The following is a 19,532-nucleotide window of genomic DNA, read 5'->3' as shown; positions in this document are numbered from 1 at the left end:
ATGCGCTGGGTATTACCCGATCACATCCAGGACGCCTTGCCGTCCGAAGCCGAGAAGCTCGAAGCCTTGAGGCGCAAGCTGCTGGACGCCTTTCGTACGCATGGCTATCAGCTGGTCATGCCGCCCCTGCTGGAGTATCTCGATTCCTTGACCACCGGTGCGGGACAGGATCTGCGGCTGCGCACCTATCAGCTGGTTGATCAGCTGTCGGGGCGTACCATGGGGGTACGGGCTGACATGACGCCGCAGGTGACGCGCATCGATTCCCATCTACTGAATCGGCAGGGCGTATCGCGTCTGTGCTATTGCGGCAGCGTACTGCACACCCTGCCGTCGACGCTGACGGCAACGCGTGAGCCGCTGCAGCTTGGGGCCGAGTTGTACGGACACGCGGGTATCGAGGCGGATATCGAGATCCTGCGTTTGCTGGCGGAGGTCATGCGGCTTGCTGATGTGCCCGCAACACGCATCGATATCGGCCACGTGGGCCTGTTCCATGCACTTGCCGCGCGCGCCGGGTTTGTGCCGGAGCGCGAGGAAATGCTTTTCGATGTCCTGCAAAGCAAGGACGTGCCCGGTTTGCGCGACATGCTGGCGGGGGTCGAGGCACCGGTGCGCGAGGCCTTGCTGCTGCTGCCACAGCTCTACGGCGGCGCAGAGGTGCTGGACATTGCTGCGGCAAGGTTGCCGAAGGATGCCGAGGTGCTCGCGGCGCTCGATGATCTGCAGCGTCTGGCTGCGGCCTTGTCCGATTTGCCGATCAGTTTCGATCTGTCGGACTTGCGTGGTTATCACTATCACAGTGGCGTGGTGTTTGCCGCTTATGGCAAGGGTTCGCCTGCAGCGCTTGCGCTGGGCGGGCGATATGACCGGGTGGCTGAGGCGTTCGGGCGTTCCCGTCCGGCGACTGGATTCAGTCTGGATCTGCGTGAGCTGGCCTTGGGCTTGCCCGAGCTTGCCACCGACGGGGCGATTCTGGCTCCCGCTGTGGTGGATGCGGGTCTGGCTGCAGAAGTGACCGCCTTGCGTGCGCGGGGCGAAATCGTCGTGGCTGCATTGCCGGGGCATGACGGAACCTGGAATGAAGCCGGTTGCGATCGGCAGCTTGTGATGCGGGGTGGCCGATGGACGGTCGAGCCGCTTCAGGGAGAGTAAAGAGATGTCAAAGAACGTAGTGGTGGTCGGCACCCAGTGGGGTGACGAGGGCAAGGGCAAGATCGTCGATTGGCTGACCGATCACGCCAAGGGCGTGGTGCGTTTCCAGGGTGGTCACAATGCCGGTCATACGCTGGTGATCGGCCAGAACGAGTACAAGCTGAACCTGGTGCCTTCCGGTATCGTGCGTGAGGGTGTGGCTTGCTACATCGGCAACGGCGTGGTGCTGGACGTGCATCACCTGCTGTCCGAGATTGCGACCCTTGAGGCGGGCGGTATCAAGGTGCGCGAGCGTCTGCGCATCAGCCCGGGATGCCCGCTGATCCTGGGTTATCACTCGGCGCTGGACCGCGCGCGAGAGGCGGCCAAGTCCGCGGACGACAAGATCGGCACCACTGGCAAGGGAATCGGCCCGACGTACGAAGACAAGGTGGCACGTCGCGCGCTGCGGGTGTACGACCTGTTCGATCGTGAGCGTTTCGCAGAGAAGCTGAAAGCCAATCTCGAATATCACAACTTTGTGCTGACGCAACACCTGGGTGCCGAGCCGGTGGAGTTCCGGTCAGTGTTCGAACAGGCCATGGCGGATGCGGCGCAGATTCTGCCGATGGTATGTGATGTGTCGGCCGAACTTTATGCGGTCAACAAGAACGGTGGCAGTCTGCTGTTCGAAGGTGCCCAGGGTACCTTGCTGGATATCGATCACGGCACCTATCCCTTCGTGACCTCCAGCAACTGTGTGGCGGGGCAGGCTGCGGCAGGTTCGGGTGTCGGTCCGGGGCGTCTGCACTATGTGCTGGGGATCACCAAGGCGTATTGCACCCGCGTTGGTGGCGGTCCGTTCCCGACGGAACTGGATATCGACACCAAGGGTGTGCCGGGTGAGCAGATGTCCACCAAGGGGCGTGAGTTCGGCACGGTGACAGGGCGCAAGCGTCGCTGCGGCTGGTTGGACCTGGCGGCACTGAAACGTTCGATCATCATCAATGGTGTGACCGGGTTGTGCATCACCAAGCTCGATGTGCTCGACGGCCTCCCGGAGCTCAAGTTGTGCACTGGCTACATGCTTGATGGCAAGCGTATCGACCTGCTGCCGATGGGCTCGGAGGAGGTCACCCGGTGTGAGCCGATTTACGAAACCATGGCGGGCTGGAGCGGTACGACCTATGGTGCGCAGAGCTGGGATGCGTTGCCGCAGGAGGCACGTGCCTACCTGCACCGTATCGAGGAGATCTGCGAAATCCCGATCGACGTGATCTCGACCGGGCCCGAGCGTGACGAAACCATCCTGCGTCGTCACCCCTTTGGTGTTTGAATCCTGGGTATCCGAAGCCGGCCGCAAGGCCGGTTTCACTTTGAGGGCGGGGCTGGGCGTCGAGGCGTCGCCTGCCCGCAGCTGTGACAGGGGGGCTGGAAAAGCAGAAAGCCGACACAAGGTCGGCTTTCTGTTGAAACTGGTGCCCAGAAGAGGACTCGAACCTCCACGCCTCGCAGCGCTAGTACCTGAAACTAGTGCGTCTACCAATTCCGCCATCTGGGCAGGGAGGCGCATTATAGCCAGGGGTTTTGCTGGATGGAAGCCCTTTGATCAAAAAAATGCAGCCTGGTGTGTCGCGAGTGAGGGTTTGTTCCCTTGCGGGTATGTGCCGGCGGTGGTGTTTGCCACCATTGCAATCGGGCTGGTGCAGTGTCACGCTGATGGTTGTGGAGCGGCAGGCAAGAAAAAAGCCGCTCCGAAGAGCGGCTTTTCCGTGAAACTGGTGCCCAGAAGAGGACTCGAACCTCCACGCCTCGCAGCGCTAGTACCTGAAACTAGTGCGTCTACCAATTCCGCCATCTGGGCAAGAGCCGCGCATTATAAGTACCTTTAGAAGAATGTCAATGACTACAAGACCAAAAAAATCCGTAAATCCCTCCGCACCCGCTGCCGAGGTTTCCAAGTCGCCCACACGCAGTCGCGCAAAGTCCAAGGCTCGTGCGGCTGGGCCGAGTGCCATCCGCCAGGCCGACCCTTTTTTCGAGCGTGAGTCGCTCAAGTACGAACTGCCGCTGCCCAGTCGCGAATACATCGAGCAGGTGCTGGCCGAGCAGGGTGTGCCGATGACGTTTGAGGCACTGGCAACTGCCCTCGACATCACCGAGCAAGAGCTTGAACATTTCGATCGCCGCTTGCGAGCCATGCAGCGCGACGGGCAGTTGATCCGCAATCGGCGCGACGCCTACCTGCTGCCTGACAAGGCGGACCTGATCCGCGGCAAGGTTGAAGGGCATGTCGACGGATTCGGTTTCCTGCGCCGTGACGACGGTGGCGCCGACATTTTTCTCGGCCCCAAGGAAATGCGCGAAGTGCTGCACGGCGACCGCGTCATCGTCCGCATTGCCGGGCAGGATCGCCGCGGGCGTCCCGAAGGCAAGATCGTCGAGGTGCTCGAGCGCGCCAATACCCGGGTGGTCGGGCGCGTGCTGGTCGAGCACGGGGTCACCCTGGTGGTGCCGGAAAACCGGCGTCTGGCGCAGGACATCCTGGTAGCGCCTGGTGGCAAGAAAACCCTGCCGGGGCAGATTGTCACTGTCGAACTGGTCGAGCAACCCACCAAGTTTGCCCAACCCATCGGCCGCGTGGTCGAAGTGCTCGGTAACTATGCCGATCCTGGTATGGAGATCGAGATTGCGCTCCGCAAGCACGAGCTCCCCTATGAGTTCTCGGCTGAAACCAAGCTCGAGACCCGCAAGCTGCCGGTCAAGGTGCGCAAGAAGGATTGGGTGGGGCGTGAAGACATCACCGGCTTGCCGCTGGTGACCATCGATGGCGAGACTGCCCGCGACTTCGACGATGCGGTGTATTGCGAGCGTCAGGGGCGTGGCTTTCGCCTTATCGTTGCGATTGCCGACGTCTCGCATTACGTCGCACCGGGCAGCGCGTTGGATAAGGACGCCTACGATCGCGGCAACTCGGTGTATTTCCCGCGCAGGGTGATCCCGATGCTGCCCGAGAAGCTCTCCAACGGTTTGTGCTCGCTCAATCCCCAGGTGGAGCGCCTGTGCATGGTCGCCGACATGAGCATCTCGATGACGGGAGCGATCAAGGCCTATCGCTTCTATCCGGCAGTCATGTTCTCGCATGCCCGGCTGACCTACACCAAGGTGGCTGCCGCGTTGTACGACAGCGAGGCCTCCGCACTTGAGGAGGTCGGTGAGCTGCTGCCCCACCTGCAGAACCTCGACAAGTTGTTCCGCGTGCTGCTCAAGGCGCGCGCCAAGCGGGGCGCGATCGACTTCGAGACCACCGAAACACGGATGATCTTTGACGACAAGGGCAAGATCGAGCGTATCGTGCCCGAGACCCGCAATGACGCGCATCGCCTGATCGAAGAGTGCATGCTGGCTGCCAATGTGTGTGCTTCGGACTTCTTGCAGACTCGTGCGCATCCCGCCTTGTACCGGGTGCATGAAGGGCCGACGCCTGAGAAGCTCGAAAAGCTGCGAGGCTTCCTGACCGAGTTCGGGTTGGGCATCGGCGGCGGCGAGGAGCCCCATGCCAAGGATTACGCGGCCTTGCTGGACAAGGTCAAGGACCGCCCGGACGCCCAGTTGCTGCAGACGGTGATGCTGCGTTCGCTGCGTCAGGCGGTGTACAGCCCCGACAATGTCGGTCACTTTGGTCTGGCGTACGAGGCCTACAGCCACTTCACCTCACCGATCCGGCGTTATCCCGACCTGTTGGTGCACCGGGCGATCAAGGCCGTGCTGGCGAGCGAGCAGTATCAGCCGGGCGACTGGGATGAGATTGGCCTGCACTGTTCGATGACCGAACGCCGTGCCGACGATGCCACGCGCGATGTGGTGGCCTGGCTCAAGTGCTACTACATGCAGGATCGGGTTGGCGAGGAGTTCGCCGGTAGCGTGTCGGCAGTGGTACCCTTCGGCCTCTTTGTTGCCCTGGACGATATTTTCATCGAGGGACTGGTCCATATTTCGGATCTTGGCAGCGATTATTTCCACTTTGACGAGACCCGCCATGAGCTGGTGGGTGAGCGTACCAATGTGCGTTACCGTCTGTCGGACCGGGTGCGGGTCCAGTTGGTGAGGGTCGATCTAGAGACCAACAAGATCGACTTCCGCCTGATCGAAGGCACGTCCCGACCCACCGAGCGTAGTGGCAAGACCGCACGTGATCGCGACGCCGCGGCCGAGGCCCCGCGTCGTGGTCGGACTGCACGGGAGCCTGCGCCGACGCCAGTCGAGTCTGCGCCGGTCCGCCGTACCACGCGGGGCGCGTCGGGTGGGCAAGGGGCTGGGGCGCCCGGTGCGACCGCAGTACGGGGTGCCGCCAGGACTGCGCCCAAGTCCGCAAAGGCAGGAGCCAAGATGACGGCCAAGCCGGTAGCCAGGCCAGCAGCAAAGAGACCCTCCAAACCCAAGGCCGCAAAAGCGGCTGCAACCAGCAAGAAAGGCAAGCGTCGTGGCTAAACCTCCGTTCCGTTCCTCCCTGAAACCTCCGGCTGCTGGCGGTAAGCCCGCGACGGCCCAGCGTCGGGGGGGCGCTCGGCCGGGGCCGCGCCCGGTTGAGACGCCGGTGCTCGAGCCGGCAGCGCATCCGGTCGGTGAGGGTGACGAACCTGGGCGCAGCAGCAGCCGGCTGATCTACGGCTTTCACGCGGTGCTCGGCAAGTTGCGGCGCGATCCGGAGGCGGTGTTCGAGATCTACCTGTCCAGTCAGCGTCAGGACGCGCGTGCCCGAGACGTGCTGGCGCTGGTCGAATCGCAGGGTGTCCGTCTGATCCTGTCCGATGCCGACCGGCTCGATGGTATGGTGGGTACGCGTCGCCATCAGGGCGTGATAGCCCGTATCGATGCCCGTCAGCGTGAGCTCAAGCTGGCCGACGTACTCGAGGGGCTGGACGAACCGGCCTTGTTGCTGGTGCTCGATGGTGTGCAGGATCCGCACAATCTCGGTGCCTGTCTGCGTGTGGCCGATGCTGTCGGGGCGCATGCCGTGATCGCGCCGAAGGACCGTGCAGTGGGTCTCAACGCCACCGCGATCAAGGTGGCGAGCGGTGCAGCCGACACCGTGCCCTATATCACCGTCACCAATCTGGCGCGTAGCCTGCGTGAGATGCAGGAGGCCGGCATCTGGGTGGTCGGCGCGGCGGGTGAGGCCGAGAAGTCGGTCTATGAGATCGATCAGAAGGGCCCGGTGGCCTGGGTGCTTGGGGCCGAGGGGGATGGCTTGCGCCGCCTGACACGCGACACATGCGACGAACTGGCCAAGATCCCGATGCTGGGCACGGTGGAGAGTCTCAATGTCTCGGTGGCAAGCGGCATCTGCCTGTTTGAGGCGCGTCGCCAGCGCGGCAGCCGGGTGTGAAATGTGCAGGGTGCTGGCGGTTCGTTCTGGCGCCGCGCATGTGATTTGCTTGTGAATGTGTTGCGGTGCCTGGGAGGCAGTCCATGTCCGACAGCCTCCCGGGGGCGCCGTAATCTGGGAATGGGCCGGGAGGTTCTGCATGAAGTCTGCATTGGGTTTTCTTGTTGCCGCAAAGCGCTGCGAGATTCAGGGGCTGGAGCAGCTTGAGGTCACCAGTGGTCTGGTCAAGGGTGTGTGTGAATTCGTGCACGTCCTGCAGAAGGAGCGGGGGACATCCAATGTCTTTCTGGCTTCACGTGGACAACGTTTTGGCGAGCAGCGCCAGACACGCATCGAGGCCAGTGTGCAGATGGAGGCAGCGGTCCGGGCGCAGTTTGACCAGCTCGATACCGATTCCGGCAAGATGGCCAGCGGCATGCGTCTATTCAGCCGGATCGCGCACGTGCTGCATGTACTGGATGCCTTGCCCGGGCTGCGGCAGCGGATCGGGGCGCAGAAGATCGGTGCAGACGAAGCCACCCGTAGTTTCAACGAACTGATTGCCGGGCTGCTGGGGGTCGTTTTCGAGGCAGCCGACACCGCAGCCGATCCCTTGGTGTCGCGGGCCCTGGTTGCCCTGTTCAACTTCATGCAGGGCAAGGAGCTGGCCGGACAGGAGCGCGCCGCCGGTGCCGCCGGTTTTGCGTTGGGACGCTTCGATACGGCCGCGCAGCAGACCCTGACCCATCTGATCGAGGGGCAGGAGCGCTGCTTTCGCATCTTTTCCGAGTTTGCCGACCCGACGCTCTGCCAGATCTGGCGCAATGTGCAGACCTTGCCTGAGGTGGCCGAGATCGAGCGCATGCGTCGTCTGGCTTGTGCCCCTTCGCCGCAGCGACTGGAGGCCGATGCTGCGGACCGCTGGTTCGATTGTGCCTCTGCTCGGATTGATGCAATGCGCCAGGTCGAGGATTGCGCGACCAATGCGCTCCTTTCGCTGTGTGAGCGCAAGCTCGAGGAGACGCGTGCCGATCTTCACGATCAGAAGCATTTTCTCGACAGCCTGTCAGCCTCCACAGGCACACAAGGTGCGGCTGTTGCGGTGTTCTTCGACAGTGGGTCGGCCGGACTGGCCAGCGGCCCAACTGACGGCACGAGTGCCGTTCTGGGCGCAGATGGGCTCAGCCCGCAGCTGGGACGATCGGTACTCGATCTGGTGCGGGCGCAAGCGCAGCGCCTGCAGAACATCAACGAGGAGTTGGGTACGGCACGTGCCGCGTTGCATGAGCGCAAGCTGGTCGATCGTGCCAAAGGACTGCTGATGTCGCAGCGTGGCCTGAGCGAGGAAGAGGCTTATCGTCTGCTGCGCCAGACTGCCATGAACCAGAATCGCCGTATCGCCGACGTTGCAGAAGCGACGTTGGCGCTGGCGGATTTTCTCAAGCGGGACTGACCTTCGCCCCAATGGGGACAGACTGCCCGCCATTTTCCCGGTGGTGGGGGCTTTAGCCTGCCTGTCACTCCAGTTCCGACCGCGTCCGTCAGTCCCTGGTCCGCACCGAGCTTGTGCGGTTGTGTGGGCTATTGCACTGCAGCAGTGCGCCACATACGGGGTGCGTACGCTGTCATGTTTCTGACAAAGTCAGCAGTGGTAAGGGTTACAGCGGTTTTTTCAAAGCTGGCACAGTTGATGCATTAAGGATGGCAAGGCTGAACCAACGATGGTTCGGCGTTCGAAGCAGTACCGAACACTGGACAACGGCGTCCATTCCCTTCGCGGCAGATCCGCGGAGCGGGATGGGCGCCTTTTTGTTTTGGAAGTCATTCTAGGAGTGCAACATGACCAAGCAGAAGATCGATACCCCCGAACTGTCGCGCCGCGGTTTCCTGAAGGCGAGTGCTGCCACCAGCACCGCCGCGCTGATCTCCAGCCTGTTCCCCGGCGGGGCATGGGCGGCGGGCTCGGATGCACCCGAGAAGAAGGAGATCAAGGTCGGCTTCATCCCGCTGACCGACTGCGCTTCGGTGGTCATGGCGGCAACCCAGAAATTTGACGAAAAGTACGGCATCAAGATCATCCCGAGCAAGGAGGCAAGCTGGGCCTCGGTGCGCGACAAACTGGTCAATGGCGAGCTCGATGCGGCTCATGTGCTCTACGGACTGGTGTACGGCGTACATCTGGGCATTGGCGGGCCAAAGAAGGACATGGCCAACCTGATGACCTTGAACAATAACGGTCAGGCGATCACGCTGGCCAATCAGCTCAAGGAAAAGGGCGCGACCGACGGGGCGTCGCTGAAGAAGGTCATTGCGGCCAGTCCGGCCGGCACCTATACCTTCGCGCAGACCTTCCCCACCGGGACTCACGCGATGTGGTTGTACTACTGGCTGGCTGCGCACGACATCAACCCCTTCCAGGACGTCAAGGCCATCGTCGTGCCGCCGCCGCAGATGGTGGCCAACATGCGCGTCGGCAACATGCACGGCTTCTGCGTCGGCGAGCCGTGGAACCAGCGCGCCATTGTCGACAAGATCGGCTTCACCGCAGTCACCACCCAGGACATCTGGACCGATCATCCGGAAAAGATCCTCGGCACGACCGCCGAGTGGGTGGCGAAGAACCCCAACAGCGCCCGTGCGCTGACCGCTGCGGTGCTCGATGCCTCGCGCTGGATCGACGCTTCGCAGGCCAACCGCCGCACGACCGCCGAGACCGTGGCGGCACGTTCCTACGTCAACACCGACATGGATGTCATCCTCGGCCGCATGCTGGGTCGTTACGAAGACGGCCAGGGCAAGACCTGGGATGACGCCAATGCGATGAAGTTCTTCAACGATGGCGCGGTGAACTTCCCCTACCTGTCCGACGGTATGTGGTTCCTGACCCAGCACCGCCGCTGGGGTCTGCTCGACAAGGATGTCGATTATCTGGCGGTGGCAAAAGCGATCAACCGTGTCGACATCTACAAGCAGGCGGCCGCTGCTGCTGGCGTCTCACTGCCCAAGAGCGACATGCGCAGCAGCAAGCTGATCGACGGTGTGGTATGGGACGGCTCGAATCCGGCGAAGTACGCCGGCAGCTTCAAGATCAAGGCCTGATGCGGAGGATAGGGACATGACTGCAGCAGTGATCGCAAGCCGGCCCGGCGCCGGCGTCGAAATCGAGACCGTCCGGGTGGCGGGCGGGCGCAACGAAACCGGGAGCGAAGCAAGCGTGACCGTGGTGGAACAGAAGGTGGAAAAGGTCGAGAAGGCCGAGGTCGAGACCGAACGCAATGGGCGTTTCGGCGAGTGGCTGCAGGCACTGTCCCGTGCGGTGCTGCCGCCGGTGATCGGCCTCGCGCTGTTGATCGGTATCTGGCATCTCGCCACGCTAAATGGCGGCGGCATTCCCAGTCCGGGCAAAACCTGGCAGGCCGCGGTGGTGCTGTTTTCCGATCCGTTCTACATCGATGGTCCCAACGACCAGGGTATCGGATGGAACGTGCTGGCCTCGCTGGAGCGCGTCGGTATCGGCTTCGGCATTGCGGCGCTGGTCGGCATTCCCGCGGGTTTCCTGCTTGGCCGCTTCGCGGTGCTGTCGCAGATGCTCAACCCCATCATCAGCCTGTTGCGTCCGGTGTCGCCGCTGGCCTGGTTGCCGATCGGTCTGCTGGTGTTCCAGCGTGCCGATCCGGCTGCGACCTGGACCATCTTCATCTGCTCGATCTGGCCGATGATCCTCAACACCGCCCAAGGCGTCACCCGGGTACCGCAGGACTACCTCAATGTTGCCCGTGTGCTCAATCTGTCGGAGTGGAAGATCTTTACCAAGATCCTGTTTCCGGCGGTGCTGCCCTACATGCTGACCGGCATCCGCCTCTCCATCGGCACCGCCTGGCTGGTGATCGTGGCTGCCGAGATGCTGACCGGTGGTGTCGGCATCGGCTTCTGGGTGTGGGATGAATGGAACAACCTCAAGGTCGAGCACATCATCATCGCCATCTTCGTGATCGGTATCGTCGGTCTGGTGCTGGAACAGATACTGATGCTGATCGCCCGCCGCTTCAGCTACGAAACCCGTTAAGGAGACGATCATGACGAAGAAGATCGTACAGATCGAGAATGTCGGCCAGTCCTTCGATACCAAGAAAGGCAAGTTCGTTGCCCTGCGCGATGTGCATCTCGACATCCACGAGGGCGAGAGCATTGCCCTGATCGGTCACTCCGGCTGCGGAAAATCCACGCTGCTGAACCTGATCGCCGGGCTGACCCGGCCGACCAGTGGGGTGATGCTGTGTGACGGCCGCGAGATTGCTGGCCCCGGTCCGGAGCGCGCGGTGGTGTTTCAGAATCACTCATTGCTACCCTGGCTCACCTGCTTCGACAACGTGTTCCTGGCGGTCGAGCGCGTGTTCTCCGCCAAGGAAGGCAAGGCAAAGCTCAAGCAGCGTACCCACGAGGCGCTGGAACTTGTGGGCCTGACGCATGCCGAGAACAAGTATCCGCACGAGATCTCGGGTGGCATGAAGCAACGCGTCGGTATTGCGCGCGCGTTGTCAATGCAGCCGCGCATCCTGCTGATGGACGAGCCTTTCGGCGCGCTCGATGCACTGACCCGTGCCAATCTGCAGGACGAACTGATGAAGATTCTGGCCGCAACCAAGGCCACCATGGTGATGGTGACCCACGATGTGGATGAGGCCGTGCTGCTGTCCGACCGTGTGGTGATGCTGACCAATGGTCCGGCAGCCACCATTGGCGAGATCCTCGAGGTCAAGATCGATCGTCCGCGCGATCGCCTGGCGCTTGCGCACGATGCGCATTTCGGTGATTGCCGGGCGGCGATCATGGAGTTCCTGTACCACAAGCAGCTCAAGCGCGCAGCCTAGGCACCGGAGACACGCATGTCCAAGGTCTATCTGATTGGCGCCGGACCGGGTGCCGCGGATCTGCTCACCCTGCGGGCGGCCAGGCTGCTCGCCGAGCAGGCCGAGATCGTGCTTGCCGACGACCTGGTGTCGGCTGACGTTCTTGCCATGGTGCGTCCCGGCGCGCGCGTCCTGAAAGTGGGCAAGCGCGGCGGCCGGGCCTCCACCCCGCAGGATTTCATCCATCGCCTGATGGTGCGCTACGCCCGCCGCGGCAAATGCGTGGTGCGCCTGAAAGGCGGCGACCCCTTCGTGTTCGGGCGGGGCGGGGAGGAGATCGATGCACTGGCGCACGCCGGGATCGAGGCCGACGTCGTCCCCGGGCTGACGGCGGGCATCGCGGTACCGGCTGCAGCCGGTATCCCGGTTACCCACCGGCTGCATACCCATGGCGTGACGCTGGTCAGCGGGACTGCCGGTGAAGGGTGTGAGGAGCCGAACTGGCAGGCGCTGGCGCATACCGGCACCACGCTGGTGATCTACATGGGCCTTGGACGCTTGCTCAACATCGTCGCCCGCCTGATCGCGGCTGGCATGCCGCCGGATACCCCGGCTGCGGCGATCGCCTCGGGCACCCTGCCGGGGCAGCGTCAGGTCAAGGGATCGTTGGCCGAACTGCCAGCGCGGGTGAGCGCCGAGGGACTGGCATCGCCTGCCATTGTCGTCGTGGGGCAGGTGGCTGCGCTGGCCAAGGAAATGGATTGCGGCGCATGGCAACCGGCTTTGCGTAGCCTGGCGGCCTGAGGAAAGCATCATGCAGAAACAGAAACTTGTCATGGTCGGCAATGGCATGGCCGGGGTGAAGACGCTGGAGGAGTTGCTCAAGCTCGTGCCAGACCGCTATGACATTACCGTGTTCGGGGCCGAGCCGCACGGCAACTACAACCGTATCCTGCTGTCGCCGGTACTGGCCGGGGAAATGAGCCTGCCCGACATCATGCTCAACGATCTGGACTGGTATCGTGCGCACGGCATTGCGCTGCATGCCGGGCGCCAGGTGGTGGAGATCGATCGCGTGCGTCGAATCGTGCGTGCGGATGATGGTACCGAGGCACGGTATGACCGGCTGTTGCTGGCAACCGGTTCCGTTCCCTTCATCCTGCCCGTACCTGGTAAGGATCTCCCCGGGGTCATTGCCTACCGCGACATCGCCGATACCGAGGCGATGATCGAAGCCGCAAATCAACATCGCCATGCGGTCGTCATCGGTGCCGGCCTGCTGGGGCTTGAAGCGGCCAACGGTCTGGCCCTGCGCGGTATGGCCGTGACCGTGGTTCATCTGGGCAACTGGATCATGGAGCGTCAGCTCGATCGTCCTGCGGCCGAGCTGCTGCAGGCCACGCTTGAGGCCAAGGGCATGCGCTTCTGCCTCGCTGCTCAGACCGCCGAGCTGGTTTCGGGCGAGGGGGGGCGGGTGGCTGAAGTCCGGTTGAAGGATGGGCGTTCGATTCCGGCGGATCTGGTTGTGATGGCTGCGGGCATCCGGCCCAACACCACGCTCGCCGAGCGCGCCCGGCTGCTCTGCGAGCGCGGCATCGTCGTCAGCGACACCCTGCAGACGGTTACCGATCCGCGTATCTATGCGGTGGGCGAGTGTGCCATGCACCGTGGCATCGCCTATGGTCTGGTGGCCCCGCTGTTCGAGCAGGCCAAGGTCTGCGCCAATCATCTGGCCGGTTACGGCATTGGCCGTTATCCGGGGTCGGTGACTTCGACCAAGCTCAAGGTCACTGGTGTCGATGTGTTCTCGGCGGGTAACTTCATGGGTGGAGAGGGCTGCGACGAGATCGTGCTGCATGATCGTCCGGGCGGGGTGTACAAGAAGCTCGTGCTCAAGGGCGATCAGCTGGCCGGTGCCGTGATGGTCGGCGATACCGCCGATGGCGCCTGGCTTTTTCAATTGGTACGGGAGGGGCGCAGTGTGGCCGACATGCGCGAGCGCCTGATGTTCGGGCCTGCGGTGGCTGAAGCCGCCACGGCATGAGTGCGGGTCGCTGCGTGATCGCTGTCCGATATCCAACCCTGAAGCGGACGACACGATGAATGAGAATGTGAGTGCCTGGCGGCGGGACGCGATGCCCGCAACAACCGGCCATGCTCAGGGCGGTGGACGCATTGCCGGGCTATTGGGCCTGAGCCTGCTTGCCGGCGTGGGGATGGGGGTCGGTGCCAGTGGCGACGGCGGCGGGGCACTGTTCGGCGCCGCGACAACCGCCTTGCTTGGCGCGTCGTTCGTGGCCTACGGGCAATGGCGCAATCAGCAGCGCTGGCAGCAGGCCTTGTGCGAATTTGCCTCCACGCTGGAGGCGGGCGATCTGACTGGGAGATTGGGTGCCGAAGCTGCACGACTGCAGCCGGAGATGGCTGCCCGGTTGAATGCAATGACCCATGCCTTGGCACAGGTGTTCGTTGATTTCGGGCGCTCGATACATGAAATCTCGAGTGTGGCGCACGAATCGGCCGCCAATGCCATCGAGGGTGCGAACGGTGTGAAGGCGCAACGTGATGTGACCGTCTCCTCCGCGGCGAGCCTGGAGCAGTTGTCGGCCAGCCAGCAGGTTGCCAGCGAGCAGGCTGTGCGGGTTGTCATCGTGGCCCGGGATACCGAAACGGCGGCTGCCGCCAGTGCGGCGCGTATCGGCGCCTTGTCCCAGACCTTGGAGCAACTGGCCGATACCGTTTTGGCCGCAGGCGAACACGCCAGAGGTCTGGATCGTGATTCGCAGGAAATTGGCGGCATTGTTCGCGTTATTGCCGAAATTGCTGATCAGACCAACCTGCTTGCGCTCAATGCGGCCATTGAGGCTGCACGTGCTGGCGAGCAAGGGCGTGGGTTTGCCGTAGTGGCGGACGAAGTGCGCAAGCTGGCAGAACGCACCGCGCAGGCCACTCGCGAGATCACCGAACGTATTGGCAAGGTGCAGGCAGGTATCGGTCAGGTGGCTGAAAGCATGTCGGTGGTCGATGCCGACGTCCGCAATCGTGCTGGCGATGCACGCGATGCGATTGTCGATCTGCAGGCGATGCAGGTCAGCGCAACGCAGGCGGGCGAACTGGTGCGGCAGATGGCGGACGCCAGCCGCGAGCAAAGTATGGCCAGTGAGGCCGTGTCGGCGAACATCGAGGTGCTGGCCGGGATGGCTGACACCAACGAGCGACAGGTGCGCGAGACTACCGAGCTTGCCCGTTATCTTGATCAGTTGTCGAACCAGCTTGCCGAAAGAGTGGGGCGATACCGCTGCGAGTAGCGGCAGCGGTCGCCGTTGCGACAGTGGAGAGGATCATGTCTTGGGACCTGGCGACGACTGAAGCGGTGGGCTTGGGCGTTGTGCTTGCCGCAGTTGCGGTGCTCATCGTCCGTCTTCGGCGGCGCCGGTCGGACTGGCGGGCCGAGGCCGAGGTGGCGCTGGCCGACTGCGTCAGCTTGATCGACTTGTTGAAGGCCCTGCAGCAGCATCGTGGATTAAGCACGGGTTGGCTGGCGGGCGACCGGCAGTTTGAAACCCGCATGCAGGCCCGCCGTCGCAACATCGACGCGATGATGTCTGTGGTGGTGCGGGCCGCTGAACATGAGAGTGGGCAGTTGCGACCCTGCTTCAGGGTGCAGGAGGCGAACTTGTTTCGCCACCGCTGGCGCGAATTGATCGACCGTCTGCCCAACTCAACCCCCGAGCAGAACATTGCCGCACATACCCAACAGATCGAAGTCCTGACCGGCATGATCGCCAGCCTGGGTGAGGCGCGGCTCGAGTTGCCGGCAGTGGGCAGCCTGCCAACGGGCGTGATCCGGAATTTTGCCTACCGCCTGCCGGCGCTTGCCGAATGCCTGGGGCAGGCGCGCGCCCTTGGAAGCGCCGCAGCCGCCGCCGGGCGATGTTCGCCTGTGGCACGTGTGCGCCTGATGTTCCTGGCCAACCGTGCGGAACGTCTGTTACGCCAGGCCGCCGACGCCGAACGCGAGTGCGCCTCAGTGCGCACTGCCTGTCATCAGGTCGACAGGCTGGCGCAGACCTTGCGTACGGCGATTCTCGGGGACCGCCTCACGACCATCGCCGCCGACACCTTCTTCGCCATTGCGACCGATGCCATTGATCAGGTTTTCGAGTGGATCCGCGTGGATGGCGACGCCTTGAGTTACATGCTTGAAAGCAGGGATTGCGAGACGCCTGTTTCTGCGTCGAGACTGGGTTCGATATAAATACTGGATGCGTGTTTGTCAGGGCGGTCTATATCCTTCGCGCCGCTTGGCGTCTTGGACAAGCAGTCTGCAAGACGCCAGCGGGGTCGGACGCATCGCGCTTGAGTTGCCCGACCCCGTAACTCACGTTTCAGGACAGCGCGACCAACACCTCGTCCCCCTCCACCTGCACCCGGTGCGTCCGTACCGAATGTTCCGGGGCCTCCAGGCAGGCGCCGGTGCGCAGGTCGAAGTGGTTCTTGTAGATCGGTGAAGCGACGACGAGGTGTTCGCCAAGGTTGCCGATCAAGCCGCGGGACAGCACGCTGACCCCGGTGCGGGGGTCGATGTTGTCGATGGCGTAGAAGGTGTCCGTGCCCAGACGGAAGATGGCGACATGATGGTCGTCGATCAGGGCGCAGACGCCGGTGCCGGGCAGGATGTCGCCGACCTTGCAGACGGCGGTCCAGTTCAGGGTTTCGTTGCTCATGTTGGATATCCTGTTCGTTCTCAGACGGTCATCGAATCGGCGGTGGCATGGTCGCGCTCCTCGGCGCGGGCAGGGCGGATCTGGCCGCGCTCCTTGACGAAGACGATGCGGGCATCCGGTTGCGGGTCATTGACGAAGGTGCGGAAACGCTGGCGCACTTCGGGGGTGCTCACTGCGGTCTTCCATTCACACTGGTAGGTGTCGACGACGTGCTGCATCTGGGCCTCAAGTTCAGCGCCCAGGGCCAGACTGTCGTCGATCAGGACGGCTTTCAGGTAGTCCAGGCCACCTTCCAGGTTGTCGCGCCAGGTGCTGGTGCGTTGCAGGCGATCGGCGGTACGTACGTAGAACATCAGGAAGCGGTCGATCAGGCGGATCAGCGCAGCCTTGTCCAGGTCGGATGCGATCAGTTCGGCGTGGCGCGGCTTCATGCCGCCATTGCCGCAGACATAAAGGTTCCAGCCGCGTTCGGTCGCGATGATGCCGACGTCCTTGCCCTGTGCTTCGGCGCATTCGCGGGTGCAACCGGAAACGCCGAACTTGATCTTGTGTGGTGCCCGCAATCCCTTGTAGCGGTTCTCCAGTTCAACGGCGAGGCCCACCGAGTCATCCACGCCGTAACGGCACCAGGTGCTGCCGACGCAGCTTTTCACCGTACGCAGCGACTTGCCGTAGGCGTGGCCGGATTCGAAGCCGGCGGCGATCAGTTCTTCCCAGATCGCAGGCAACTGCTCGACACGGGCACCAAACAGATCGACACGCTGTCCGCCGGTGATCTTGGTGTAAAGACCGTACGTCTTTGCAACCTGGCCGACTGCGATCAGGCCTTCGGGTGTGACCTCGCCCCCGGGCATGCGCGGCACGACCGAATACGTGCCGTCTTTCTGGATATTGCCAAGGAAGTAATCGTTGCTGTCTTGCAGGCTGGCGAGCTCACCTTGCAGCACGAAGTCGTTCCAGCAGGAGGCAAAGATTGACGCCGCGGTGGGCTTGCAGATGTCGCAGCCCAGGCCGCTGCCGTGGCGCGCCAGCAAGTCCTCGAAACTCTTGATGCCGCCGACCCTGATCAGGTGGTAGAGCTCCTGGCGTGAATACGGGAAGTGTTCGCACAGGTGGTTGTTGACCGCCATGCCGCGCTTGACCATCTCGGCCTTCATGATCTGCGTCACCAGAGGAACACAGCCGCCGCAGGTAGCCCCGGCCTTGGTGCAGGCTTTCAGCTCACCTATCGTCGTGGCGCCATCGCCCACTGCAGTGCAGATCTGGCCCTTGCTGACGTTGTTGCAGGAGCAGATCTGCGCGCTGTCGGGCAGCGCATCCGGTCCCAGGCCGGGTTTGGCTTTGCCGTCGCTGGCCGGAAGGATCAGGAACTCGGGTTCCGTAGGCAGCGCGATGCCGTTGAGTGCCAGCTGCAGCAGGGTGCCGTACTCGTCGGCATTGCCTACCAGTACCGCGCCGATCAGGCGCTTGCTGTCGGCGCTGACAACAATCTTCTTGTAGATCTGCTTGCATTCGTCGACATAGCGGAAGCTACGGCTACCGGTGGTCTTGCCATGTGCGTCGCCGATGCTGGCGACATCCACGCCCATCAGCTTGAGCTTGGTGCTCATGTCGGCACCACTGAAAACCGCATCGGTCTGGCCCGCGAGGTGGCGGGCGGTGATGCGGGCCATGTCGTAACCCGGCGCGACCAGGCCAAAGGTCTGGTCGCGCCAGGCTGCGCATTCGCCGATCGCGTAGATGTCATGGTCGCTGGTGCGGCAGTGGTCGTCGATCGCGATGCCACCACGTGCGCCAACGGCCAGGGCGTTCTGACGTGCCAGTTCGTCACGCGGGCGGATACCGGCGGAGAACACGATCATGTCGGTTTCCAGGTGGCTGCCGTCGGCGAACACCATGCGGTGACGGGCAGTCATGCCATCGGTGATCTCGGTGGTGTTGCGGCTGGTGTGCACGTGCACGCCCAGGGCCTCGATCTTCTCGCGCAGGATGCGGCCACCGTCATCGTCGACCTGCACGGCCATCAGGCGCGGCGCGAACTCCACCACATGTGTTTCCAGACCCAGGTCGCGCAGCGCCTTGGCGCACTCCAGACCGAGCAGGCCCCCGCCAACGACCACGCCCTTGCGCGAGATCGCACCGGCAGCCTTCATCGCCTCCAGATCTTCGATGGTGCGATAGACGAAGCATTGGTCGCGGTCGTGGCCCTTGACTGGTGGCACGAAAGGGTAGGAGCCGGTGGCCAGCACCAGCTTGTCGTAGTGCAGCGTTTCGCCATCCTGTGTGGTGACTGTCCTGGCGCGGCGATCAATCGCCGCTGCACGGCTACGGATGCGCAGCTTGAAGCCACTTTCGGCGAAGAAGCCAGGTGCGACCAGCGACAGGTCGTCAGCGGTCTTGCCTGAGAAGAATTCGGAAAGGTGCACCCGGTCATAGGCCGTGCGCGCTTCTTCGCACAGCACGGTGACTTCGGCACCTGGGATCTGGTGTTGCTGGAGTTCTTCGAGGAACTTGTGGCCCACCATGCCGTGGCCAACGAGAATTATCTTCATGCAGGTATCACTCGTTCTGTCCGCGTGGACTTCTGCAATACCTGGGCACACGGATGGAGATCCGGTGCGTGCATGAAGGCCTCCGCGGAACGCGGTTCGATGTCGGTTGGATTTGGCCGGCGGCGCGAGTGAAACCGCGTCTGCCGGACCCCACCGTCGTTGGCGGAGGCTGCTGCCTGTTGCGTCCTTGCACGCAGGCAAGGTGCTTCAAGCAGGTTTCATACCAAGAGGCGGCAGTGCTGAACGGGCGCTATTGCAAGGAGGTGCGGAGAAATGAGGGGTGGGTGCTGCACTGCGGTAGTGCCTGGGGGCGTGCAGGGACACCAGTTTGGTGCCTGGCCGAAATGGTGACGATGTTGTCTCGTCCAGCAAACTCGGTGCGAATGTCCGATTGACGGGTAGTCAGTGTACGCACCCGTGATCGAACCCGAGGTAGGGCGGGATGGAATCCCGCCGGAGGGGGCATGCGGCGTTGACGGGTACTGTTCCGTACGGCGCCTTCCGGGCCAGGTGCGGCTACGGCGGGGTTGTCACCCCGCCCTTGTATTTTGTTTTCGTGCAAAATCGGTTGGTGTGCGGTTTGCCGTGCTGGGTTCTCGGATGGAGCGCGTAGCGCGATTGAAGAGAGCCCAGCACGGGGCCATCCGGACGCTGCACAGTTGGGGGGCACCCCAGCTCGAGCGAGTGCATGCCGTTCCCGCCCTTGGGCTTCGCGCCCGCGGCGTAGATCCCTGCAGCACTCGCTCACCCTCGCAAACAGATCGAACAGTATCTTTGGCCCGGCATGCCGGTAGCCCGCATTGACAAGGTAGATCAGCGGAGGACTTCACATGCATACGTTTCATCTGGGCATCGATGTGGCCAAGGCCAAGCTCGACTGCGCCTTGCGTACGCCCGCAGG

General features: G+C 63.0%; 13 protein-coding genes, 2 tRNA genes and 1 pseudogene. 12 read left to right on the top strand and 4 right to left on the bottom strand.

The features are described from left to right. Window positions 1–1,155 (top strand): ATP phosphoribosyltransferase regulatory subunit, encoded by a 1,155-nt coding sequence (locus tag DNK49_RS05460; protein ID WP_110523331.1) that lies wholly within the window; start codon window positions 1–3, stop codon window positions 1,153–1,155. Between the two features lie 4 nt (window positions 1,156–1,159). Then, on the top strand, window positions 1,160–2,470 hold the full coding sequence (locus DNK49_RS05455; protein WP_110523330.1) for an adenylosuccinate synthase: 1,311 nt from the start codon (window positions 1,160–1,162) through the stop codon (window positions 2,468–2,470). Window positions 2,471–2,610: 140 nt separating this feature from the next. Here the strand turns inward: DNK49_RS05455 and DNK49_RS05450 are convergent. Both DNK49_RS05450 and DNK49_RS05445 read right to left on the bottom strand, forming a co-directional pair. Beyond that, window positions 2,611–2,695: transfer RNA gene (locus DNK49_RS05450), tRNA-Leu, on the bottom strand. 218 nt (window positions 2,696–2,913) lie between these two features. After that, a tRNA-Leu gene (locus DNK49_RS05445) sits at window positions 2,914–2,998 on the bottom strand. Between the two features lie 38 nt (window positions 2,999–3,036). On the opposite strand from DNK49_RS05445, the gene rnr reads away from it, so the two are divergent. The 10 genes and pseudogenes from rnr (at window position 3,037) to DNK49_RS05395 (ending at window position 15,610) form a co-directional block, all read left to right on the top strand. Continuing rightward, complete coding sequence (gene rnr, locus DNK49_RS05440; RefSeq protein ID WP_110523329.1) at window positions 3,037–5,625, top strand: ribonuclease R; 2,589 nt, start codon at window positions 3,037–3,039, stop codon at window positions 5,623–5,625. A 106-nt stretch (window positions 5,626–5,731) separates the two neighbouring features. Next, on the top strand, window positions 5,732–6,523 hold the full coding sequence (gene rlmB, locus DNK49_RS05435; RefSeq protein WP_110523328.1) for a 23S rRNA (guanosine(2251)-2'-O)-methyltransferase RlmB: 792 nt from the start codon (window positions 5,732–5,734) through the stop codon (window positions 6,521–6,523). 139 nt (window positions 6,524–6,662) lie between these two features. Continuing rightward, complete coding sequence (locus tag DNK49_RS05430) at window positions 6,663–7,955, top strand: nitrate regulatory protein (protein ID WP_110523327.1); 1,293 nt, start codon at window positions 6,663–6,665, stop codon at window positions 7,953–7,955. Window positions 7,956–8,341: 386 nt separating this feature from the next. Beyond that, window positions 8,342–9,601, top strand: coding sequence for a CmpA/NrtA family ABC transporter substrate-binding protein (locus DNK49_RS05425; protein ID WP_110523326.1), 1,260 nt, complete (start codon window positions 8,342–8,344; stop codon window positions 9,599–9,601). 16 nt (window positions 9,602–9,617) lie between these two features. Continuing rightward, window positions 9,618–10,568: a nitrate ABC transporter permease gene (gene ntrB, locus DNK49_RS05420; RefSeq protein ID WP_243632245.1), complete on the top strand. Its 951-nt coding sequence runs from the start codon at window positions 9,618–9,620 to the stop codon at window positions 10,566–10,568. Between the two features lie 10 nt (window positions 10,569–10,578). Continuing rightward, a complete protein-coding gene (locus tag DNK49_RS05415) occupies window positions 10,579–11,373 on the top strand; it encodes an ABC transporter ATP-binding protein (protein ID WP_110523325.1) in 795 nt (264 codons plus the stop codon). 15 nt (window positions 11,374–11,388) lie between these two features. Continuing rightward, complete coding sequence (gene cobA, locus DNK49_RS05410) at window positions 11,389–12,156, top strand: uroporphyrinogen-III C-methyltransferase (protein WP_110523324.1); 768 nt, start codon at window positions 11,389–11,391, stop codon at window positions 12,154–12,156. A gap of 10 nt (window positions 12,157–12,166) precedes the next feature. Continuing rightward, window positions 12,167–13,366: pseudogene (locus DNK49_RS05405) on the top strand (NAD(P)/FAD-dependent oxidoreductase); the annotation flags it as partial. Window positions 13,367–13,451: 85 nt separating this feature from the next. Next, window positions 13,452–14,660: a methyl-accepting chemotaxis protein gene (locus DNK49_RS05400; RefSeq protein ID WP_110523322.1), complete on the top strand. Its 1,209-nt coding sequence runs from the start codon at window positions 13,452–13,454 to the stop codon at window positions 14,658–14,660. A 35-nt stretch (window positions 14,661–14,695) separates the two neighbouring features. Further along, window positions 14,696–15,610, top strand: coding sequence for a nitrate- and nitrite sensing domain-containing protein (locus DNK49_RS05395; protein ID WP_110523321.1), 915 nt, complete (start codon window positions 14,696–14,698; stop codon window positions 15,608–15,610). Window positions 15,611–15,740: 130 nt separating this feature from the next. Here DNK49_RS05395 and nirD read toward each other — a convergent pair whose 3' ends face one another. Together nirD and nirB are read right to left on the bottom strand one after the other, a co-directional pair. Next, the gene (gene nirD / locus DNK49_RS05390; protein ID WP_110523320.1) at window positions 15,741–16,079 is read right to left on the bottom strand and encodes a nitrite reductase small subunit NirD; all 339 of its coding nucleotides are present in this window, start codon (window positions 16,077–16,079) and stop codon (window positions 15,741–15,743) included. A 20-nt stretch (window positions 16,080–16,099) separates the two neighbouring features. Continuing rightward, the gene (gene nirB, locus DNK49_RS05385; RefSeq protein WP_110523319.1) at window positions 16,100–18,631 is read right to left on the bottom strand and encodes a nitrite reductase large subunit NirB; all 2,532 of its coding nucleotides are present in this window, start codon (window positions 18,629–18,631) and stop codon (window positions 16,100–16,102) included. Between the last annotated feature and the right edge of the window lie 901 nt (window positions 18,632–19,532).

The sequence above is a fragment of the Parazoarcus communis SWub3 = DSM 12120 genome (assembly GCF_003226565.1).
GTDB lineage: Bacteria > Pseudomonadota > Gammaproteobacteria > Burkholderiales > Rhodocyclaceae > Parazoarcus > Parazoarcus communis.
The sequence above is the reverse complement of the archived record's forward strand: the minus strand, read 5'-3'. Positions and strand labels throughout refer to the sequence as shown.